This is a genomic window from Paenibacillus sp. G2S3 (genome assembly GCF_030123105.1).
GTDB lineage: Bacteria > Bacillota > Bacilli > Paenibacillales > Paenibacillaceae > Paenibacillus_AQ.
This window is the reverse complement of sequence record NZ_CP126095.1, coordinates 65,636-87,599: the sequence shown is the minus strand read 5'-3', so window position 1 is coordinate 87,599 and position 21,964 is coordinate 65,636. Positions and strand designations below refer to the sequence as shown.

Annotated in this window: 20 protein-coding genes; all 20 read right to left on the bottom strand. The window is 46.2% G+C overall.

Going from position 1 to position 21,964, the window contains the following annotated elements:
• Window positions 1-24 precede the first annotated feature (24 nt).
• A complete protein-coding gene (locus QNH28_RS00410) occupies window positions 25-219 on the bottom strand; it encodes a helix-turn-helix domain-containing protein (RefSeq protein WP_349655027.1) in 195 nt (64 codons plus the stop codon).
• The gene (folK, locus tag QNH28_RS00405; protein ID WP_283909716.1) at window positions 186-737 is read right to left on the bottom strand and encodes a 2-amino-4-hydroxy-6-hydroxymethyldihydropteridine diphosphokinase; all 552 of its coding nucleotides are present in this window, start codon (window positions 735-737) and stop codon (window positions 186-188) included. The genes QNH28_RS00410 and folK overlap by 34 nt, the downstream gene beginning before the upstream one ends.
• 11 nt (window positions 738-748) lie before the next feature.
• Entirely contained in the window at window positions 749-1,111 is a 363-nt protein-coding gene (gene folB, locus QNH28_RS00400) for a dihydroneopterin aldolase (protein ID WP_283909715.1), read from the bottom strand.
• 31 nt (window positions 1,112-1,142) lie between these two features.
• Window positions 1,143-2,000: a dihydropteroate synthase gene (gene folP / locus QNH28_RS00395; RefSeq protein WP_283909714.1), complete on the bottom strand. Its 858-nt coding sequence runs from the start codon at window positions 1,998-2,000 to the stop codon at window positions 1,143-1,145.
• Window positions 1,997-2,878 carry an aminotransferase class IV gene (locus QNH28_RS00390; RefSeq protein ID WP_283909713.1) on the bottom strand — a complete coding sequence of 294 codons (882 nt, stop codon included), beginning with the start codon at window positions 2,876-2,878 and terminating at the stop codon, window positions 1,997-1,999. The genes folP and QNH28_RS00390 overlap by 4 nt, the downstream gene beginning before the upstream one ends.
• Window positions 2,875-3,456 (bottom strand): aminodeoxychorismate/anthranilate synthase component II, encoded by a 582-nt coding sequence (pabA, locus tag QNH28_RS00385; RefSeq protein WP_283909712.1) that lies wholly within the window; start codon window positions 3,454-3,456, stop codon window positions 2,875-2,877. Before pabA ends, QNH28_RS00390 begins: the two co-directional genes overlap by 4 nt.
• Window positions 3,453-5,060 (bottom strand): anthranilate synthase component I family protein, encoded by a 1,608-nt coding sequence (locus QNH28_RS00380; protein WP_481858345.1) that lies wholly within the window; start codon window positions 5,058-5,060, stop codon window positions 3,453-3,455. The genes pabA and QNH28_RS00380 overlap by 4 nt, the downstream gene beginning before the upstream one ends.
• Before the next feature lie 423 nt (window positions 5,061-5,483).
• Entirely contained in the window at window positions 5,484-6,422 is a 939-nt protein-coding gene (cysK, locus tag QNH28_RS00375) for a cysteine synthase A (protein ID WP_283909711.1), read from the bottom strand.
• Between the two features lie 175 nt (window positions 6,423-6,597).
• Window positions 6,598-7,542, bottom strand: a complete 945-nt coding sequence (locus QNH28_RS00370) for a peptidylprolyl isomerase (protein ID WP_283909710.1) — start codon at window positions 7,540-7,542, stop codon at window positions 6,598-6,600.
• An 8-nt stretch (window positions 7,543-7,550) separates the two neighbouring features.
• A complete protein-coding gene (gene hslO / locus QNH28_RS00365; protein ID WP_042183894.1) occupies window positions 7,551-8,435 on the bottom strand; it encodes an Hsp33 family molecular chaperone HslO in 885 nt (294 codons plus the stop codon).
• Window positions 8,436-8,482: 47 nt separating this feature from the next.
• Window positions 8,483-9,250: a type III pantothenate kinase gene (locus QNH28_RS00360; protein ID WP_283909709.1), complete on the bottom strand. Its 768-nt coding sequence runs from the start codon at window positions 9,248-9,250 to the stop codon at window positions 8,483-8,485.
• Window positions 9,247-10,122 carry a carboxylating nicotinate-nucleotide diphosphorylase gene (gene nadC, locus QNH28_RS00355; RefSeq protein WP_283909708.1) on the bottom strand — a complete coding sequence of 292 codons (876 nt, stop codon included), beginning with the start codon at window positions 10,120-10,122 and terminating at the stop codon, window positions 9,247-9,249. The genes QNH28_RS00360 and nadC overlap by 4 nt, the downstream gene beginning before the upstream one ends.
• Window positions 10,112-11,728, bottom strand: a complete 1,617-nt coding sequence (gene nadB, locus QNH28_RS00350; protein WP_283909707.1) for an L-aspartate oxidase — start codon at window positions 11,726-11,728, stop codon at window positions 10,112-10,114. The genes nadC and nadB overlap by 11 nt, the downstream gene beginning before the upstream one ends.
• A 39-nt stretch (window positions 11,729-11,767) precedes the next feature.
• On the bottom strand, window positions 11,768-12,706 hold the full coding sequence (gene nadA / locus QNH28_RS00345) for a quinolinate synthase NadA (protein WP_042183878.1): 939 nt from the start codon (window positions 12,704-12,706) through the stop codon (window positions 11,768-11,770).
• Window positions 12,707-12,964: 258 nt separating this feature from the next.
• On the bottom strand, window positions 12,965-15,019 hold the full coding sequence (ftsH, locus tag QNH28_RS00340) for an ATP-dependent zinc metalloprotease FtsH (RefSeq protein WP_283909706.1): 2,055 nt from the start codon (window positions 15,017-15,019) through the stop codon (window positions 12,965-12,967).
• A 109-nt stretch (window positions 15,020-15,128) separates the two neighbouring features.
• Window positions 15,129-15,668, bottom strand: coding sequence for a hypoxanthine phosphoribosyltransferase (gene hpt / locus QNH28_RS00335; protein ID WP_283909705.1), 540 nt, complete (start codon window positions 15,666-15,668; stop codon window positions 15,129-15,131).
• 46 nt (window positions 15,669-15,714) lie between these two features.
• A complete protein-coding gene (gene tilS / locus QNH28_RS00330) occupies window positions 15,715-17,157 on the bottom strand; it encodes a tRNA lysidine(34) synthetase TilS (RefSeq protein WP_283909704.1) in 1,443 nt (480 codons plus the stop codon).
• A gap of 35 nt (window positions 17,158-17,192) precedes the next feature.
• Complete coding sequence (locus QNH28_RS00325) at window positions 17,193-18,131, bottom strand: serine/threonine protein kinase (protein ID WP_283909703.1); 939 nt, start codon at window positions 18,129-18,131, stop codon at window positions 17,193-17,195.
• Entirely contained in the window at window positions 18,121-18,864 is a 744-nt protein-coding gene (locus tag QNH28_RS00320) for a vWA domain-containing protein (RefSeq protein WP_283909702.1), read from the bottom strand. The genes QNH28_RS00325 and QNH28_RS00320 overlap by 11 nt, the downstream gene beginning before the upstream one ends.
• 519 nt (window positions 18,865-19,383) lie before the next feature.
• Window positions 19,384-21,891, bottom strand: a complete 2,508-nt coding sequence (spoIIE, locus tag QNH28_RS00315; protein WP_283909701.1) for a stage II sporulation protein E — start codon at window positions 21,889-21,891, stop codon at window positions 19,384-19,386.
• Window positions 21,892-21,964 lie beyond the last annotated feature (73 nt).

The following is a 21,964-nucleotide window of genomic DNA, read 5'->3' as shown; positions in this document are numbered from 1 at the left end:
ATTCCTATTTGTATTCCTTAACAATTATGAGTTAGGGTTTACCAATTCTTCGGTTGTAACCTCTAGGACATTCGCAATTTTATCTAAAATTTGATCTTCCAAATGTCTGTTGCCCCTCTCAACTGCGCCAAGCACAGCCAAGGAAATTCCAGTGAGATCCGCAAGTTCCTGTTGAGTATAGCCTTTTAGCTTGCGGAATGCCCTGACCCTCCGTCCCATACGCTTGATGTCCACAACCGAATTCCTTCCTTCCCGTCTATGTCTTGAAGCGCTTCTGTAATCAACTTGCGGAGCCCGGAAGACTGTTCATCCTGTGGAACGATATCACTGAGCGGAAGCATTACAAATGCGCGCTCTAGCATACGTGGATGCGGCAACGTTAAATGCGGGGTATCAAGTGTCTGGCCCTCTACCCACAATAAATCCAGATCTACCGTTCTCGGTCCGTAACGGATATCCCGGATACGACCCAGCTGCGTTTCGATCCCTAGCATTACTTCCAGCAAGGTCTCCGGCGCAAGCGTCGTGCGTAAAGCTGCTGCCATATTGAGAAACTGTGGCTGATCCAAATAACCTACTGGCTCTGTCTCGTAAACTTTGGAGCAGCGAATTACCGATATTTCATCATGATTATTCAGTCTGTTCAAAGCTTCTGACAGCGTGCCCTCACGGTCGCCTAAATTAGCCCCTAAAGCAATATAAGCCTCTGATTCTTCAGAGGTGGAATGTATGTTCATGGACTTTATTCTCACTTTCTAGTTCTGCGCAGCTCCACAGTCACTCCCTGAAAATGAATGTCGAATGGCGGATGCGGTTTAGTTACCTTTACCGTTACTGCATTGATAACAGTATAAGTGTCCAGTACGGAGGATGCAATATATTCTGCCAGAGCTTCGATCAACTTAAAAGACTTTATTTCGACAATATTTTTGACCAGTTCATGCACTTCAGCATAGTTTACGGTTTGGTTCAAATCATCGTTTTGGCCCGCTCCCTGCAGCTCAAGCTCTAGCTCCAAATCAATGTAAAAGCGCTGACCCAGCTTACGCTCCTCTTCAAACACACCGTGATATCCGTAATATTCCATTCGATGCAGCGTCATTTTATCCATCTTTAAACCCGCCCTTTTTTATAAAATATCTTTATTCACGCACCAATGGAGGTGCAGCATACAACATCGCATCACACATCTTGACCGTTCGATGAATTAGGGACACATCATGTACTCGTACGATCTGGCAGCCCTGAGCAATACCAAAGGCTACTGTAGCTGCGGTACCTTCCACAACATCATCAGGAGGCAAATCAAGTACGGTCCGGATGAATTTTTTGCGTGATGTCGCCAGTAAAAGTGGATACCCAAACTCAGTCAACCCGTCCAAAAGCATCATCGCCTGCAAATTTTCATTAAAATCCTTCGCAAAGCCGATTCCTGGATCCAAGATGATATTGGCTGGCTTCACTCCTGCGGCTAAAGCAAGATCAATACTTGCCTTAAGGTCTGCCCACATATCCGCACTTAAATTCGTATAATCACGGTCCTGTCGGTTATGCATCAAAATAATGGGACAGTCTGCAGCAGCTGCCACTGCCGCCATTTCCGGATCTGCCTTACAGCCCCATATATCATTAATGATATGGGCACCAGCTGCAATAGCTTGGCGTGCCACTTCAGCTTTGTAGGTATCAATAGATAACGCAATATGTGGTGCCGCTCGATGAATACTCTCGATGACAGGCAATACACGCGCTAGTTCCTCTTCAAGCCCCACCGGTTTATGACCAGGACGGGTAGATTCTCCACCAATATCTATAATATCAGCACCGTCAGCAGCCATACGCAGCGCATGCTCTACGGCTTTATCTGGATGATTCCAAAGTCCTCCATCTGAAAAAGAATCCGGAGTTACATTCAGGATACCCATAATCAGCGTTCGATTTCCCAACTCCAAATTTGTATCTCCACAGCGGTACGTACGCTTGAATATGACTGGTCTCATTTCGGCATGCCCGTCCTTTCTCTATAGGATGAAATCAAATCTGAAGTCATTCTGCCGCAAAGGCCTTCGCCTACGGTAAATCTTTTATCTTTTTCCCAAAGCGTTGTGACTGGGACAATTTCTTGTACAGAATTAGTAAGAAACACTTCGTCGGCTATTTTCAACTGCTCCCAGTGATACGCGCCCTCTTCTACCTTAATTCCAGCACAACGAGCCAGCTCCATTACCATTTCCCGGGTAATTCCCGGCAGAATCCCAGTTGAGATATCTGGAGTGTGGAGAATATTATTTTTTATAAAAAAAATGTTGCTGACAATGCCCTCTGCTATGACCTCTTGTGCAGTCAACATCAGACCTTCAGCACCATTCGCAGCAGAAGCGTAACCTCTAAGCTCACGCTTGGCCAAAATATTATTCATATAATGCAGCGACTTGAATCGCACTGCCCCCTCAGGAGTGTTACGTCGTAAGGACAACAGCTGCAGATCTTTGCCTTCACTGTATAGCTTATCGGATAAATTCGGCAGCGCTTTGATGTATAGCAAATGATTAGGTTCACGATAATCGCCCGCTGGTAATCCGAGAATATCCTCGCCAGCAGTGACGGTATAGCGTATATAAGCTTCCTTTAATTCATTTTTGCCCATAACACGCCGAATCCACTCCTGCAGCTGTTCAATATTCTGCTCAAATGGAATGCCCAGCTCCTTGCACCCCTCTGCCATTCGCTTCAAATGCCTTTCCAGCAGAAAAGGTATTCCCCCGTACGTCCGAAAGGTCTCGAACAATCCTATGCCGTATAAAAAGCCGTGATCCAGGGCGGAAACCACGGCTTGTCGTGCATCAATGACATCATTGTTAAACCCTATATATTTCATGCCGTTTCTCCGGCTCTCCGTTTCAAGAAATTACGCAGCATCGTATGACCGTGATCCGTAATAATTGATTCCGGGTGGAATTGCACACCTTCGATAGGATATTCTTTATGGCGCAATGCCATAATCTCCCCTTCTTCGGTCTCTGCTGTAATCTCCAGACAATCCGGTAGACTCTCGCGCTCTACAATCAAGGAATGATATCGAGTTGCTGTAAAAGGAGACTCCAGACCTTCAAAGACCGACGTGCCTTTATGATGAATCGGCGATGTCTTTCCATGCATCAAACGCTCTGCACGAATAACATTCCCACCAAATGCTTGGCCAATCGCCTGGTGTCCAAGGCATACGCCGAAGATTGGAATAACGCCTTTGAAATGATGCAACAATTCCAAGCTGATCCCCGCTTCATTTGGTGTACATGGTCCTGGAGAAATCAGAATATGATCGGGAGCCATTTTTTCAATCTCTTCAATGGTAATTTCATCGTTGCGGTGTACTTTAACCTCTTCCCCAAGTTCACCCAAATACTGTACGAGGTTATACGTAAAGGAATCATAATTATCGATGACCAAGATCACAGTGTTTCTCCCCCTTCGGCGCCGCTGGTAGTTTGGGATTCCTGCTGTAATTCACTACAGAGTACTGCCTTCACCACCGCTTTGGCTTTATTATGGCATTCACGGTATTCACGGTATGGATCAGAGTCGATCACGATGCCCGCACCTGTCTGAATATATCCGACTCCATCCTTTACAGCCAATGTTCTAATAATAATATTTAATTCCATATTTCCGTTATAGTCAATAAAGCCCATGGAACCTGTATACGGCCCACGCCGAACCGGCTCCAGTTCTTCAATGATTTCCATTGTTCTTACTTTGGGCGCACCTGTAATCGTTCCCCCCGGGAACAAAGCTGCAATAACAGCGTAAGCGTCCTTATCTGGTGCAACCCGGCCCTCTACCTGCGAAACGAGATGCATCACATGAGAGTAGCGCTCCACCGTCATCAGCTCAGGCACGCTGACGGACCCGTATGCAGCGACACGTCCAATGTCGTTACGCTCCAGATCGACAAGCATGATATGCTCGGCGATCTCTTTTTCGCTCCCGCGAAGCTCCGCCTCCATGGCGGCATCCTCCGCGGGAGTCAGGCCTCGGCGCCGGGTGCCGGCGATTGGCCGTGCGCTCACTTTGTCCCCGTGCAGCTTGACGAGCAGCTCCGGTGAAGCGCTGGATAGCGCGAAGCCGGGCGACCGCAAGAGCCCCATGTACGGGGACGGATTGAGCTTGCGCAGCCACTCGTAAACATCCTCCGGCGAGGATTTCAGCTGCGCCTCCTGGCGCAGCGAGAGGTTCACCTGGAATACATCGCCTTGGCGGATGTATTCCTGAACGTCCTGCACCGCCTGCTGGAACTTCTCAGGCGAGAAGGCCGAGGTCATGCCCGGCCACTCTCCTGATGAAAGCGTAAGGGATTCAATGCTACCTACGGTTTCTTGATTCAATCCCGAGGCTGAAGAAATCAACTGCCACTGCTCTACCATTCGCCCGGCCTGCTCTATCCCTCCGAGGTAAAGGTTCTGCAATTCCTCCATCCCACATTCTGCTGGAACCGGGACGTGAACAGCACAATAAAGCACATGCTCTTCGTGATCATAAATCCATACCTCATCCATCCTCATAAAGAGATAATCAGGAAAGCCGGGATCATCTTGTGCGAGAGACGGCAAACGCTCCAATGAGCGAACCACATCGTACCCCAGAAACCCAATACATCCACCAGTAAACGGAGGAATACCCTGAACGTTTAAACTTGGAGAGGTGAAACCCGACATCCATTGCTCTAACAGCTCCAGCGGCTGTCCATGCAACGTTGTTACTTCATGTATTTCCCCATCCTCCGCTGATTCCAAAGCTTCAGTAGAAAAGCTGAATACTTCGCCCATATCCTCTTTGCCCTTCAATATTGATACAGGATTCAAGCCTAAGTACGTAAAGCGGCCACCCTTGCCACTTTCTAAGACTACAGAATACTGGGAAGCTAGTTCCCAGGCCTTCTCCCAGGACGCAGGCAACTCGTTTGTGCACCGGGGAGATTTTATAATTAAGGGGAACATGCTCCAGTCCTCAGCCGCCCATTGTTCCCACTCATGCCATGTCGTTATGATTTCCAAAGCCATCCTCCTAAAAGTTTTATGGAGCATTACATCATAGTCTTTACTTCGCAATAAAACTCGCTTCGTAAGCATTTGCTTAAGTTTTGTCTAGCATAATCCTACAGTTTAATCTTCAAGAACAAAACTTGCTTCGTAAGCATTCGCTTAGTTTTGTCCAACCTTCACTTATTATAAATCCTCAGTAGTATGTTGCCTGTCAGTATACTGTACTTAAGGCATTATTGAAAAGCCCCCGGCTATAGGAAATTATTATGATTTTTGCGTTTTCAGTAAAAAGCATAGCATTTTTCAACAATAATAAAATAATCGTGTCTAGCCTGTCATATATACGCAGAACCTCTTGCCTTATTAATCAACGAAAAGAGTCTCCATCACCACCAAAAAAGTGGTATGAAGACTCTTATAGATTTACGTTATTGCAAGCAATTACGCTTCGAAATTGTAAAGTGGTGTGCTCAGGTAACGTTCGCCGTTACTTGGAATGATGACAACTACTTTTTTGCCTGGGCCCAAATCTTTAGCTACTTTAAGGGCCGCAAATACTGCTGCACCTGAAGAAATACCAGATAAGACGCCTTCTTCTTTAGCTACACGGCGTGCAGTTTCGAATGCTTCATCGTTCTCTACATGGATGATCTCATCATAAATGTCCTGGTTCAGGATCTCAGGAATGAAGTTAGCTCCGATACCCTGAATTTTGTGAGGGCCTGGTTTGCCTCCTGCCAAGATTGGAGAAGCAGCTGGCTCTACAGCGTAGATCTTAATGTCAGGATATTGGCTCTTCAGCACTTCTCCCGCACCTGTGATCGTTCCGCCTGTTCCGATACCTGCAATAAAAGCATCCAAAGGACCGCCGATGGATTCAATTGCTTCAACGATTTCAGGTCCGGTAGTCTCACGGTGGATCTTCACGTTCGCTTTATTCTTGAATTGCTCGGATGGGAAATAGCTTGGATTCTCTTTTAGAATTTCTTCCGCTTTCTTAACCGCACCATTCATACCTTCCGATCCTGGAGTCAGCACCAATTCTGCTCCGTATGCACGAAGTAGATTGCGACGCTCCAAGCTCATGGTTTCTGGCATTACGATAACTGCCTTATAACCTTTAGCCGCAGCTACAAGTGCCAAGCCAATACCAGTGTTACCACTAGTTGCTTCTACAATTGTACCTCCTGGTTTCAGCAGACCTTCACGTTCAGCTTCTTCCACGATGCTGATTGCGATACGATCTTTTACGCTTGATCCCGGATTCTGATATTCCAATTTCAAATAAATATCTGCGGAGCCTTCCTGTGCCAGACGATTCAAACGAACGAGCGGAGTACCTCCGATCAATTCTGTTACGTTGTTAACGACTTTAGCCATGAGTAAAAACCTCCTTAGAATGATAAATGCGATATAAGAACGTAAATTGTGACTTTACTCTTCTGTATGTGGGTCCATATTACGCAGCAATAACTGCTATAAAAGGGTTGTAGATATTTGACCACCGTCAGTTATTTCCGACTAAAACGGTAGGTTTTACGTTAATATCATATTATCAATCTTGCAGGCTGTTGTCAATATTTATTGCCACATCATATTTTGTACGCAAATCACTCTCCACTTGTTGTAGTGGAGGTGCTTGCTCCAATGCCAGCTCTTGACGTATCAGGGCCCGAATCTCCTTCTGATCTGGAACAGCTGGAGAGTGAATACTCTCTAGTCGAATGATAGCGAAGTCGTTCTCCGCCTGAATCGGCCCCGCAATATCACCCGCATTCAAACTGGCAGCAGTCTTAAGCAGCTCTTCAGGCCAAAATGGATCGTCTTCCTCTACCTTACCCAAGCTGCCTCCTTGCTGCCGACTCTCTTTATCAATAGATACTTCCCTAGCCAAATCAGCAAAGTTCTCACCCTGCTCTAAGCGATCCATTACTTGCTCGCCTTCATCATAAGTTGAAACCTTGATCATGGAGAGCTCCAATTCCCTTTTTGGAGTGAAACGCTCAGCATTTTGCTCTAAATAAGTATCGATATCAGCTTCATTAATCGTAATACCCACTGTAGCTATCGCTTGTAAGGTCAGACGATAGGCCGTCTCTAAGAACACTTCCTGACGAGATAACCCCAGCTGAGACTGCATTTGCGCATAATACTGTTCTTCAGATCCATATCCAACCATAGTTCGCGCGAGTTCCTGTTCAACCTCATCGTCTGTTACAGTAATCCCCAGAGCCCTTGCTTCCATCTCTACAACAATATGATTGAGCATTCCAACTAGCACTTCATAGCCATGCTTTTTTTTGAGCTCATCCATCCACTGGTTATCTGTTATCGGTTGTCCGCCTGCCGTGGCTACATCCGGTGTTTCGTTCTCTGTTGTATCCCCTTTAAGAAGCGCCATGGCGCGTAAGCTCCAGAATAATAGACCCCCGAGCATTAAAGTTGCAACAGCTAGAATAACAACCGTATTGCGAAGTGCACGTTCCTGTCTCGTCATCATCCCATGCCCTACGATTTCGCTTGTTCTAAAATGACCTGTAATTCATCCTTATTAAAAACATAAGCCTCGTTGCAAAAATGACATACAACTTCAGCCTGCTCATCTTCTGCAATTAATCTCTCCAGTTCATCTTGCCCTAAGCTAACCAATGTCTGCTCTACCCGCTCACGCGAACATTGACAAGCAAAGTTAATATCCAGTTCATCCATAACTACCGCATCCGGCAAAAGAAAACGCAGCATTTCTTCTGGCTCCAGACCCTGATCAAGAAGTGTTGTCACAGAAGGCATAGCCCCTAGAGCTTTTTCGATCTCCGTAATCTCCGCATCCGTAAGTCCAGGAAGTAGCTGCACGATAAACCCTCCGGCTACAATCACTGACTCATCGGTATCCACTAATACACCTAAGCCAACTGCAGCTGGGGTTTGTTCTGAAACAGCGAAATAATAAGTAAAATCTTCAGCAAGTTCTCCGGAGATGATAGGAATACTGCCTCGATAAGGTTCCTTCAAACCTAAATCCTTTATAATATCAATGAACCCTTCAGTTCCTACGGCTCCAGCTACATCCAATTTGCCCATACTATTGCTAGGTAAGTGAATGTGAGGATGGTGTACATAACCGCACACTTCTCCCAACGCATTGGACTCCGCAACGATTTGCCCGATCGGTCCATCCCCTTTGACCATGATACATAGCTTCTCTCTTCCTTTGAGCATAGCGCCCATCATGGCTGCAGCGGTAACTGTACGTCCAAGTGCGGCTGTAGCCGTTGGATACGTATCATGTCTGCGCCGCAATTCCTCGACCAATTCTGTTGTGCGGACAGCAAACGCTCTCACTTTACCATTCATAGCCGTTCCACGGATAAGTCGATCCTTCTTTTTTTCCATTGGGTGCATAGCCCTCCTATCTCTTCGCCCTTTAGGCTTCTTTATCTTTATTGGTTACGGTCATAAATAATTCGTAATCCCTCTAGTGTTAACATAGGATTTACTTCGTCGATACAATCCGTCTCCCCCGCAATTAGCGAAGCGAGGCCTCCAGTAGAAATAACCTTCAGTTCCGGAGCGTTCATCTCGATTTTGATACGCTTTACAATCCCCTCCACTTGGCCTGCATACCCAAAAATAATACCAGCCTGCATAGCGTGAACCGTATTACGTCCGATAACCTTTTTAGGCTTCTCCAACTCAATTCGTGGCAGTTTCGACGCTCGCTGGTATAAAGCCTCTGTAGAAATAACAAGACCCGGAACAATCGCTCCTCCAAGATAATTAGCCCCTGCATCGATACAGTCGAAGGTCGTAGCCGTACCAAAATCAACAACAACAAGCGGACATTTATATTGTTCAATCGCAGCCACAGCATTAACAATCCGGTCTGCTCCAATCTCACGCGGATTCTCATAGCGAAGATTGAGTCCCGTTTTTATCCCTGGTCCCACGAGTAACGGATCTTTGCCTAAATACTTTATACACATATCCACGATAGTCTTAACCAGCGGTGGAACTACTGAGGATATAATTACACCTTCCACATCTTTGACAGAGATCCCTGACATCTGAAAAAGATTGTGTATCAGCACTCCATACTCATCCACGGTGGATTGGCGCGCAGTACTTAGCCGAAAATGATGCAACAATTCGCGCTTTCTGTATACACCGAGAACAATATTGGTATTGCCGATATCAACAGCAAGCATCATGATGAGGACCCTTCCTTCTTGGCATTAAGGTCTAGACTAATATCCAGACTGGAGAAAGAGTACGTAAGTCGTCCTACAGAAATCACATCCACGCCTGTTTCTGCAATCCCACGAACCGTTTCTAACGATACGTTGCCGGAGGCCTCTGTCTTAACATGTGGAGCTTTAGCTTTAATCCTAGCCACAGCTTGCTTCATCATCTCATTAGACATATTATCTAGCATAATAATATCAGCACCTGCTGCCAGCGCCTCTTCCACTTGTTCTAAATTCTCAGTCTCTACTTCAATGCTCATCGTATGTGGAATGTTCTTCCGAGCGCGGCCTACTGCCTGCCGAATACCACCCGCACCTTTAATATGATTGTCCTTGATCATAACCGCATCATATAGACCAAAACGATGATTAAAGCCTCCACCAACACGAACTGCATATTTCTCCAGCATGCGATGTCCTGGGGTAGTCTTACGTGTATCTACTAGACGAGTCGGTAATCCATCGAGCACCTGTACGAAAGATGCCGTACGTGATGCAACACCCGAAAGGCGCTGCATTAAGTTCAGTGCAAGCCGTTCACCTGTAAGAATTGCGTGTGTGCTGCCCTCCACCTCAATAATTACAGTCCCTTTTGTTACTGCTTGACCTTCTTCTACAAGGGCTGTAAAGCTAAGCGTAGGATCAACAATTTCAAAAACCAGCTCTGCAATTGGGATACCACAAATTATGCCGTCTTCCTTAGCATGAATAATCCCTTTAGACTCATGGCCTACAGGTATCGTCATCTGGGTCGTTACATCCCCGGAACCTACATCTTCCCGCAACCACGCCTTGATGGATTGTACTAGTTCTTCATTGTAACCATTAAACATCATCGCTTAATTCCTCCACTATTCCCAGATCGCGAATTTGAAGCAGGTGCTTCCGCCACTGATTATCACTTCGCTGCGGGTAATCCTCACGGTAATGTGCCCCGCGACTCTCTTCCCGTGCTAGAGCGGACTCTGTCACGAGCAAACAGCAGGTCAGCATATTAGCGAACTCGTATTCCTCACGTTTAGTCAATACTGATCCAAAGATGGGGAGCTGCCGTTTCAATTCTTCTATTCCCTTAGATAAGGTCTCTTCATTACGTCGTAATCCAGCGTACCGAACCATTACCTTCTGTAGCTTCAAACGGCGTTCCACAATAGCTTGAGTTGACGAATCAACACGCCCCTCGTTGCTGCTAACTGATATAATATCACGTCCAAGAGGGGATAATTTGCGAATCCGCTCAATAATGCGACGCCCAAAAACAACTGCCTCCGATAAAGAATTGCTTGCTAATCGATTAGCCCCATGTACGCCTGTGGAAGATACCTCCCCACAAGCAAATAAGCGAGGGATCGTACTCTCCCCATTCAGATCGGTCTTAATGCCCCCCATCATATAATGCGCAGCTGGAGCCACTGGAATCCAATCACTTGTAATATCTAGTCCATAGCCCATACATGTCTCATGTATTGTAGGGAAACGATGCTTCACCATTTCTGGGGATTCATGCGTAATATCCAAATAGACAAACGTTGACTTTGTAAGCTCCATTTCACTTATAATAGCCCGAGCTACAATATCTCGTGGGGCTAGCTCAAGTAGCTCATGATAACGTTCCATGAACCGCTCTCCATTAATATTGCGCAATACTGCTCCTTCCCCACGAACTGCTTCGGAGATTAGGAATCTAGGAGCTCCAGGATAACTCAATGCTGTAGGATGAAATTGAATAAATTCCATATCTCGTATATGAGCGCCGGCACGATAAGCAATGGCTACCCCGTCGCCTGTAGCTACTTCAGGGTTGGTAGTGTATCTAAATAATTGTCCTGCTCCACCAGAGCACAAAATAGTCGCATCCCCTTGCAGGAATAACCGTCCGCCGCCGGGACGCTGCAACAATGCGCCTACACATTCTCCACCTTCAGTGATGAGATCAATGACATAATGATCATCCCACACCTCAATGTTCTCATGTTCAGCTACCTGTTCAGCCAAAGCACGAACAATCTCATAACCTGTAGCATCTCCATTAGCATGCAAAATACGACGGTGGCTATGCGCTCCTTCCTGAGTCAAAGCCAGTACCCCATCTTCTTTATCAAAAAGCGTGCCTAAACGAATTAGCTCATGAACTCCATCGGGCCCTTCATTAACAAGTGCATCGACAGCTGATGATGAGCAAAGACCTGCTCCAGCCATTAGGGTATCCTGCCGGTGGTAAGCAGGGGAATCATCCTCGGCTATAACAGCTGCAATCCCCCCCTGTGCATAGCGGGTATTACTCTCCATTACTGATTTCTTTGTGATCATTATGACACGCCGATCTTCACTGGCTTTAATAGCCGTGAACAATCCAGCAATCCCTGAACCGATAACAATACAATCTGTCTTTACTTTAGGAATATCCCGAAGATCAAAATCAACCAAATATTGTGGAATCATGACCGCTTTTCACCTGTTTCAACGAAAGAGTAGCGCATACTACCGGACTTGTAGCATGCGCTCTAGGGAAGTTCTGGCTTTGTCGGCGACAGCAGGCGGTACATAGATTTGTGGCTTCATCGTCTCCAGGCATTTCACCAGTTTTTTTAGATTGTTAACTTTCATATTTGGACACACAAGAAATTTTGTAGCAAAATGGAATTCTTTATCTGGACTATCCTTACGTAGCTGATATCCAGTACCGTCCTCGGTCCCAACGATAAACTGCTTACGGTCGGATTTCCGGCAGTACTCGAGAATGGATGTGGTACTACCTACATAATCACCCATGGCCACTACTTCCGGACGACATTCTGGATGAACTACAAATTCTGCTTCTGGGTATTTCGCTCTCATTTCTACTACATCTTTAACAGTCAACATGTCGTGAGTGTTGCAATAGCCTTCCCAGATAATCAGCTTTTTGCCGGTCTGATCTTGTACGTATTGGCCAAGATTCTTATCGGGTACCCAGATAATTTCTTCAGCATCGAGGGATTCGATTACTTTCACTGCATTGGCAGAGGTACAACAGATATCAGTTTCCGCTTTAATTTCTGCAGACGAGTTGATATAAGTAACCACTTTAGCATTTGGATGTTGCGCTTTAAGCTTACGCAAACCGTCTACATTGACCATATCAGCCATTGGGCAGCCTGCACGTTCATCAGGAATAAGGACGGTTTTGTTTGGAGCCAGAATTTTAGCACTTTCCCCCATAAAATGAACACCGCAGAATACGATAACCTCTGCATCAGTTTCTGCAGCCTTCTGAGCGAGTAAAAAAGAGTCTCCCCGGAAATCAGCAACCTCCTGAATTTCATCACGTTGATAATAATGAGCTAAAATGATTGCGTTTCTTTCCTTCTTAAGCTGTTCAAGACGTATACGAAGTTCTCGATTCTGTTCCTGCTTACGCTCAAGTGCCAGAGCTTCCACCGATTGTTCTCCCCCTTAAATCTTCACGGCTTTACGCCGGTGCGATGTTATCAAATGGCATGAGCCATCATCTGAAAAAATGAATAAGCTGATAATAATAGTAAGTAATATTAATCACTAATGTACACAACGTTCCAGCCCCTGTCAATGTGACTAGACAGGCTTCCAAGCATGAAATTGCCTAAAAATTAAAATAAAAAATCCGGAGAACAATTACGCTCTCCGGATTAATTTACATCTTATGAATAGTGATCCTGCTTAGGTAAGGCTAGTTCCGCCGCCTTTATTGTCATCATCAGATCCGTCATTACCTTCAGATTCAGGTTTGTTCGGGATTTCCTTAGATAGGTTCGGAGGCGTGGAATCAGTATCTTCAGACTTGCTTTGAATGCGGACACGCACATCACCGATATTATCAATGACAGGTTCGCCAACTTCAAGTGCAACGCCTTCGCCACCCTCAGCCTTACCATCTTCAGAAAGGAATCCTTGTTCAATCAGCTCTTTAATCTGATCAAGCTCAAGTGTTTCCTTCTCCAGTAACGTATTGGCAATCAGATGCATTTCTTTAGAGTATTTGAGCAACAGCTCTTTACAACGTTCGTAGCTCGAAGTAATAAAGTTCTGCATTTCTTGATCAATCTCATAAGCAATGGAATCACTATAATTCTGTTCATGCCCAATATCACGACCCAAGAATACTTGGCCTTGAGAAGAGCCGAACTGCATAGGTCCAAGCTTATCGCTCATACCGTACTCCATGATCATGGCACGCACGATGCGCGTAGCCTGTTGGAAGTCACTGTATGCGCCCGTACCGATCTCACCAATAAACAATTCTTCGGCAACACGTCCACCAAGTAATCCAGTAACCTTATCCAAAAGCTCCTGCTTGGTAACGATCATCCGATCTTCCTTCGGAAGCATAATAACATATCCGCCAGCACGACCGCGTGGGATGATTGTAACTTTATGAACCATATCAGCATGCTCAAGGAAATAACCAGCTATAGTATGGCCTGCTTCATGGTAAGCTACAATGCGTTTCTCACGGTCACTGATAACACGACTTCGTTTCTCAGTACCTACGATAACACGGTCAATGGCTTCATCCACTTCAATCATGGAAATATCTTTGCGGTTACGACGTGCAGCTAGCAATGCTGCTTCGTTTAACAGATTCTCCAGATCCGCGCCTGTGAATCCGGTTGTGCGTTTAGCGACAACATCCAGTCTTACATCTTTCGTAAGCGGCTTGTTACGAGCGTGAACCTTAAGTACTGCTTCACGACCTTTTACGTCAGGGCGGTCAACCGTAATTTGACGGTCAAAACGTCCTGGACGAAGTAATGCAGGATCAAGTATATCAGCACGGTTAGTTGCCGCAACAATAATAATGCCTTCGTTACCACCGAATCCATCCATCTCAACCAGCAATTGGTTAAGTGTCTGTTCACGCTCGTCATGTCCGCCGCCGAGTCCGGCGCCGCGTTGACGACCCACAGCATCAATTTCATCAATGAAGATAATACATGGCGCGTTCTTCTTGGCGTTTTCGAACAAATCACGTACCCGAGAAGCACCGACACCCACGAACATTTCCACAAAGTCAGAACCGGAAATACTGAAGAAAGGAACACCGGCTTCACCTGCTACTGCACGTGCAAGCAATGTTTTACCTGTTCCCGGAGGACCTACAAGCAGTACGCCTTTAGGGATACGTGCACCGACAGCTGCAAATTTGCGCGGATCTTTCAGGAACTCAACGACTTCGACAAGCTCTTGCTTCTCTTCGTCCGCCCCTGCAACATCCTCAAAGCTGATTTTCTTCTTCTCTTCATTATATAACCGAGCCTTGCTCTTGCCGAAATTCATTACTTTACCGCCGCCGCCTTGCGCCTGGTTAAACAGGAAGAAGAACAAGATGAACATAATAACCAGCGGGATAATGGAAGAGAGGAATGTTATCCAAATACTAGTGCCTTCCATCTTCTTCTGAGTTAACTGAATCCCATTTACATCACTGGCCTGAATCAGTTCATTGATAGCAGCATCTGTTGGAGGAATATATGTGGAGAAGCTTTTCGATTTAGTATCGGCAGGCAACTCTCTATATTCGCCTGTAACTAGAAAGGCATTACCCTCAAACTGAACCGTCAAATCCTTCACATTGTTGTTCTTGATCTCCTGCCGTAACTCGTCGTATCTAGGGAAATCGGCGGCTTCATTTCCATTGCTCACAAACTGGACAATACCCACCACGACTAAAAATAAAATCAAATAAAAACCAGAATTCCGGATGAACCGATTCATCCCCTACCTCCTCTCGCAACACTCAAGTTATTGTACCATAGCCTCTTGGGACACCTCAAATAAAGGAAGCCAAGGGTGCCCGATCCCTATGATCAAGGCAATCAATAGTTCAATTGGAATAAATCTCAGGTTTCAGCACTCCAACATATGGGAGGTTCCGATACCGCTCGGCATAATCCAATCCGTAGCCCACTACAAATTCGTCTGGCAATACGAAGCCTGTATATTTGGCTTCAAGATTAACCGTACGACCTGATGGCTTATCAAACAAGGTAACCACATTGATAGAAGCAGCATTGCGATTGCGGAGCAGCTCAATCAAATAGCTGAGTGTAAGGCCACTGTCAATAATATCTTCAACGATCAAGATATCGCGGCCTTCTACCGATACATCCAAATCTTTAATAATTTTGACAACACCAGAGGACTTGGTGGATGCTCCATAGCTGGATACTGCCATGAAATCCATCTCAACAGGTACTGTAATGGCTTTAACCAGATCTGCCATAAATATAAACGCGCCTTTTAGTACACAAATGACTAAAGGGGTACGTCCTGCGTATTCTTCGCTCAGTGTTTGGCCGAGCTCCTTAATTTTCTGCTGAAGTTCCTCTTCGGTGATCAATACTTCTTGAATATCGTTTTGCAACTTGCGAAACCTCCTAAGTTATACTATGAAAGACTTACTTCGACCATTACGTTTCTTCTCGGTCCTCCAGCTCTGCCAAAGACAGTAGAAGTACCTTGGTCGTTTGCCGCCCTACTGCGGCATGCATCGAGCGTCTTACGCCCGGAATCCAGACGATATTGCCCAAACCATCACAAACTAGGGGGATCATAGAGCGTTCAGAAGCAGGTATTTTATCGTCAATATAAATATCTTTTACCTTTTTGCTTCCGTTTAATCCCATGATTCTTATGGTATCTCCAGGCAATCGGGAACGAATCGTCAGTGGGAAGACCAGTTCATCACGGTCAAACCAAGCCGACATCTTCCCATAATCCTCCCCCTGTACAAAAAAGTTTTCTCTCTCCAGCACCGCCATCGACATCACCTTACCTATTTCCTCCAGCTTAAGCTCGGAGTCCGGTAAAAACAGACGATATGTATAGCTTGCCTGTTGCTGCGCGGGCTTGGACGAGAACAAGATGATATCATATTGCCGCACACAAGTCAGGCCTCCACCTAAATCCAAACTCCAGGTGGTAGGATAGCTCTGCAGCGTTCCCCGACGTACAGATTCAATCTTGGAGAAATCAAGGGCAGATAGATCCGCCGACAGATAATTTAATATTAGTTTAATCAAACGCCGTTGTAAAGCGGAGGGTATGGCCGCAAATGAAGCTCTGTTAAAGGTATATTTCCCTTCCCCTTCCGAAACCAGCTCTTCAAAGCATTTTACCGCAGATGCCTCCATATATTCATCCTCAGCCCCCGCAATTTCCGCAAGCTGCACAAGTGACTGCCTCACTCTGCCATTATACCTTTCAAGAAAAGGAAGAACTTCCAATCGAACAGCATTCCGCTTGTACTTCGTCAGTAGATTAGTGGCATCCTCGGCATAGGTGAAACCTTCATTCTGACATAACCCAAGAAGAGCCGTTTTGTTAATACGTAGGAAAGGACGAATGAGTTCCACCTTTTTTTCTGTTCTTTTCCACTTGATACCAGACAGTCCCGATAAACCGCTTCCTCGCAATAAACGCATAATCACCGTCTCTGCCTGATCATCCGCATGATGAGCCAGAGCAACGGAACGCGCCCCATACCGGTGTGCGGTATCAATCAGAAATTCATATCGCTTCTCACGTGCTGTCCCTTCAGGACCGAGTCCACTCTCTTTGGTCAAAGAGGGAATATCGAATTCGGCTAACTCAAAGGGCAGTCCCAATTGTTCAGCCATACCACGTACTAGCTCTGCCTCTTCCTTAGATTCCGGTCTAAATCCGTGATTCACATGAGCACATATTAAGGTAAGCGGCATAACGTTTAAAGCTATTTCATGCAAAACATGCAAAAGAGCCACAGAATCCGGGCCGCCGGAAACTGCGACTACAATGGTGTCATGGGGTGCCCACAGCTCATGCTCGGCTGCTGACTCCAATACTGACTCCACCAGTCCATTCATTTGCTCCATATGCGGCCCCCCTTCTCTCAACTATATGTATAAGTTCAAAACCGAAATACCCAATAAATCGTAAAGGCAAGCACGAACAAGGATAATGCAAAAGCATTCTTGAGCCAGCGAGGTGTGTCCATACTGTCAGGTCGCTTTCTACGCGAATTGTAAATATGATTTCGCCAGAGCTCTGTAGCATCTGCGGAACCGGTGAAACCTCCTTTTAACGCCAAACAAATCCAAGAGGATAGTTTCTTGTCGGGTAGATTTCTAGCCAGCTTAAAAAGCTCATCTACACTTCTTGTCTGCGGCAGCTGCAACGCAGCTTTCTTGAGTCCCTCTTCATTGAGAAGACGAAGACATAGCACAGCAAAAGCGAAGAGATCATACCCCTCATCACTCGTGCGGCTGCCTGCATTCCAAAAGCCACGATCATGCCATTCGGTAAACTGCTTCACACTGCGGCCTTTAGGGCTTGCGCCTCCAAAATCGATCAGCTCCACTTCACCGTAATTGGACACCATTACATTCTCCGGCTTTAAATCCCCAAACACAAATCCGCATTCATGCAATGTGCGCAGCTTATCGAGTAAGCCAAGCCCCACCAAGCCTAACCATTCCGGTCCATTCTTCGATAGAAAATGATGCAGAGGCTTGCCTTCAACATACCGCATGACATAAAAGGGTACGTTATTTCCATTCGCAAAATCATCCGATTCCAAAAAATAAGAAGATAATGGAGATTCACGACGAGCACGGTGTTCATTGCGCTTTCGACGCGATTGCAGCGACGTCAGTACATTGATCTCCGATTGAAGCTCAAGTGTATCGTATCCGATTTTTAGCGCGTACCATTCCCGTCTGCCTTCTCTTTGCACAAGATATACGGTTCCGTTCGCGCCCCTTCCCAGCATCCGCTCCACGACATAACGGTTTCCACGCCATTTGCCGGTAATTAAGGTGCCAGTAGGATAGGACGGATTAGACGACATACCCACCAATCATCCCTTCTCTTTCGTCGTGGTCATCCATTTGGCGTCCACGATGTTCATCCAGTGTATCATAACGATAATGTTCAAGCACCCTGAAAATAGCTGGACCCGTCGGCGTTGCGCCTCTCATGTGTAATTTGGAGAATAGCGTACGAATACCTGACATATCCTTAGTCCAATCTAAATCAAGTCTAGCATCCTCACTGCTGTTATTTCCAGGAAAATGAAACACAGCAATCTCACTCTTCCCTTCCCTTGCTTCCAAACTGAGTGCTAAATCGCGAATCGCATCTTCCACAGCACCCAGTTTAGGCTTCATACTAGCACTTGCATCGATAAGGAGTGCAATGCGCAGCGGCGATGTTTCTGTTAGTTCATCTACAACTGTAACGACCTGTGAGCGTTGAACAGGTGGTAGCTGCTCCAGCGACCCTTCACCTAATATCTTTTTTACCTCTTTATTAACCGCTTGCTGGATCGTCTGAACCACGGTCTTTCGTGTCATCATCTGGATCGTCTGCGCCAGCTGCGGCGTTCCAACTATACGGCTAAGACCCCCACCGGCCTTAGCAATATCAGCTATTTCCCGACTTCCAAGCTCCCCAATCGTTCCATAATCGACCACACCGACTACATTTACGGTGATTCCCTCCTGCAGGGCATGCGCCGCCGCCATCACCGGACTTTCCCCTACGTTTGAACAACCGTCAGTAATGAGCAATATCTGCTTCATGACTCTCCACTCCCCCTTGTTTGAAACCTCTGTTTCTAGCATATCCAAAAATGAGAGATTTCAAACGGTCGCTTTTGTGGGGGGAATTTGTGATCTGAACTGTGGGGATAGTGAATAGGGGAACTGCGAGAAATGTTTGGGCTTTCGATCGCTGTTGTCCTCAGATTCCCTGATTAGAACCGCCTGTTGCGGTTGGAATCCGAGGACAAAGGCGAACGCCCCGCTTCTACAGCTCCAAAATTTCTCTCCGTTCCATACCTTCACTAGTAAACAGTTAAGATCTGAAAAAATTACGCGCCAAAGTCAGCCAACCTTTGAAACGCAAATAGTAGAGGCCGGCGAGTTACACATCACAGACTCGCCTCGACCTATACCAACAACAGTGTACACGACGCTTCGCGCGTGCTTAAACCTATAGAAGCACGACGCCTTGCGCGTACTAAACACATACAAGCAACACGACGCTTCGCGCGCGCTAAAACATACAGGCAATACGACACTTCGCGCGTGCCCAACCATCTAACTCACCGTACGCGGACGCTCCATTCGGCCGACACCAGGCATATGCAGGCTGGACCATTCCGGATGGAAATGATCTACACGACTGACGACAATCGTCATGTCATCATGGATCTCATTGCCCTGATAACGGATTACCTTATCTAACAGGCTGTCGGCCATATCTTGAGGATCATCCCCCTCGAGCTCTTGGATCAACCGTTTCATCCATATCTCCTTATTAACGGCATATCCAGGAGCATCATAAATACCATCGGTCATCATAATCAAAATATCGCCCGCCCGAAGCTGCATGCTGATCAGATCCACATCGATATCTTTAATGATTCCTATAGGCAGATTGCTAGAGGTTATTGGAATAACCTCACTTCCCCTCCGGATAAAGCTCGGGGCGGAAGCAATCTTCATAAAGGTTGTCTGTGCGGAATACTGATCAATTAAAGCCATATCGACGGTAGCATAGAACTCGTCGGGAGAACGTAATAAGAGAATAGAGTTTACCGATTTTACAGCCAGCTTCTCATCCATACCGGATTGCAGTAGCTTTTCTAACATGCCAAGCGCGGCACTGCTCTCCATCCTTGCCCGTTCACCATTTCCCATGCCATCGCTAATGGATACTGCAAAGGTGCCATTTCCAAGCTCTACGGTACTGAAGCTGTCGCCAGATAGCATATCTCCGCCTTTAGAAACAACAGCGACTCCCGTGTTTATCTCAAACGCCTTGGCTGAACCGAAGGTAACCATTGACAATCCTTCCCGAGGATGGACTGCCGTCTCGCTCATGACAGCAATATTCTCATCCAGGATGTCAGAGAGTAGCGGAGCGATCATTTTACGGCATTCATCAAAACCACGAGTATAAGCATGTACCACCTCTATTTCTACACGGCCAGGATCTAGACTTAGGATTTCGATGCTATGGATAGACAGCCCTAATTTCTCCAATGTCTCACGGATTTGGGCTTCCTGACGATACATGGCCTGTCCCTCACGTTTTATTTCACGCGCTAGGTCCTCCATAACCTGTGAGACGCCTGATAACTGCTCGGCAACAAATTGACGACTATCGTATATTTGTCTTTTCCATCGCATATCATGTTGGTAAAGATCATATTGTCCTTTCATGACTTCAAGCACTTCACCAGTTTTACCGCAAATCCGGCTCCATTCCGGAGGTAGCTGAGCTGCTGTAATATCAGGGCACTCCTCAACAGTAGTCATCATATCTGTCATATATCTATAGGTCTGATAGAACTTTGCATCCCAGCAGTGGGAACGTCGAATGCATCCTGCGCAGGCTCCCTCTGTCACCGTACTCATGAAATCCTCCATCTCACGGTCTGACTTCCCTACTTCTCCAGCGCGTGGAATCTGCCCAAAGCTGCTCGACAGCTGCTGGAACACCTGTGAGAATTGCGTCACCCGTTCTGCCGTTAGATCCCTTACCCTTCGCGCATATTCATGTTGCGATCGGCTATGATCTGACGTGCCCGGAACATATTTAGCTATGGCAGATATCATCGCCTTAGGCGTTATAAGAAATAGCACTACCGCTACGCAGGTCTCCCATGTTGAGGCCATCATATCACCTGGACCCGTAAAATAGACGGAAAGGATCGTGGATCCTAGTAACATCCCAATAGATACTGCACCCTTTCGACCCCCCTGCATCATTCCCGCTAGCATTCCGGAAAAAGCAAGCAGGCTCATCTGATAGATGGCACTAATATCCGCCAAACTGAGAATCAATCCGGTGACGACCCCAACAGCAGCCCCTAGAGGAGCACCCCCTGCCATAGCAAAGAGTAGAATTAAATAACGTGACAATATATGCTCCAAAGACAAACCATTAAGGGTCCAACCTACAAGACCCGTCATTACTGAGGCAAGTAAGATAATAAGGCAGAGAATCTCTTCATTCCTGAGCGCTCTACTCTTTTGCTTATAGGTTAGTAGAGGCAGTGCTTGAATGAACACCAATGTAAGCACAAAGCCTAGTAGAGCATCTAGTGTTATCATCATCAGCGGATACCAAGAAAGAGAAGGTCCAATAACGATCTGGAACAAGCCAACCATAAACGAAGACACGAACACCATAAGTGGTGCATAGGACAAATCTATTCGCTCATAACTTTCCAGCCCTTTATAAACTAGAAAGAAAATAATCAGCTCAGCAGTAGTAACCAAAGCTCCAGGGAATGGAGTAAAGAGACTTCCAGCTATAATGGCTGCAGCTACAGGTAGAATAGAGTCGCGACGCATAAACACAATAACGGCAAAGTATGCAACGGCAAAAGGAGATAGCTCGTCCAAAATCATGGCTCTACCCAGCAGAAACCCCATGAAACTGAGCAAAAGCATCCATTTCTTTGCTGCTATTAGCTGAACATACCGCTGCTTCTGACCCCAAGCTGTAATACGTGTGCGTAAGGCTTGTCTCTGCTTCTTATCTTCACTTCCCACTCTTGTCCACTCTGGCAAATTTACCACGTTGCTTTTACTCATTCCCCTGCACCACCCGTTTAAGAATTTATGGTACTCATTATATAGCCGGGGATTTGAGAAAGTTTGTCAAAAA

Coding starts and splice junctions, on each gene's coding strand:
- cysK (WP_283909711.1), bottom strand. CDS start 6,422: ATGGCTAAAGTCGTTAACAACGTAACAGAATTGATCGGAGGTACTCCG.
- QNH28_RS00380 (WP_481858345.1), bottom strand. CDS start 5,060: ATGGCTTTGGAAATCATAACGACATGGCATGAGTGGGAACAATGGGCG.
- folB (WP_283909715.1), bottom strand. CDS start 1,111: ATGGATAAAATGACGCTGCATCGAATGGAATATTACGGATATCACGGT.
- spoIIE (WP_283909701.1), bottom strand. CDS start 21,891: ATGAGTAAAAGCAACGTGGTAAATTTGCCAGAGTGGACAAGAGTGGGA.
- hslO (WP_042183894.1), bottom strand. CDS start 8,435: ATGGAAAAAAAGAAGGATCGACTTATCCGTGGAACGGCTATGAATGGT.
- folK (WP_283909716.1), bottom strand. CDS start 737: ATGAACATACATTCCACCTCTGAAGAATCAGAGGCTTATATTGCTTTA.
- nadC (WP_283909708.1), bottom strand. CDS start 10,122: ATGATGTTTAATGGTTACAATGAAGAACTAGTACAATCCATCAAGGCG.
- folP (WP_283909714.1), bottom strand. CDS start 2,000: ATGAGACCAGTCATATTCAAGCGTACGTACCGCTGTGGAGATACAAAT.
- QNH28_RS00390 (WP_283909713.1), bottom strand. CDS start 2,878: ATGAAATATATAGGGTTTAACAATGATGTCATTGATGCACGACAAGCC.
- QNH28_RS00360 (WP_283909709.1), bottom strand. CDS start 9,250: ATGATGCTTGCTGTTGATATCGGCAATACCAATATTGTTCTCGGTGTA.
- nadB (WP_283909707.1), bottom strand. CDS start 11,728: ATGATTCCACAATATTTGGTTGATTTTGATCTTCGGGATATTCCTAAA.
- QNH28_RS00410 (WP_349655027.1), bottom strand. CDS start 219: ATGGGACGGAGGGTCAGGGCATTCCGCAAGCTAAAAGGCTATACTCAA.
- QNH28_RS00325 (WP_283909703.1), bottom strand. CDS start 18,131: ATGTCGTCTAATCCGTCCTATCCTACTGGCACCTTAATTACCGGCAAA.
- ftsH (WP_283909706.1), bottom strand. CDS start 15,019: ATGAATCGGTTCATCCGGAATTCTGGTTTTTATTTGATTTTATTTTTA.
- QNH28_RS00320 (WP_283909702.1), bottom strand. CDS start 18,864: ATGAAGCAGATATTGCTCATTACTGACGGTTGTTCAAACGTAGGGGAA.
- QNH28_RS00370 (WP_283909710.1), bottom strand. CDS start 7,542: ATGATGACGAGACAGGAACGTGCACTTCGCAATACGGTTGTTATTCTA.
- tilS (WP_283909704.1), bottom strand. CDS start 17,157: ATGGAGCAAATGAATGGACTGGTGGAGTCAGTATTGGAGTCAGCAGCC.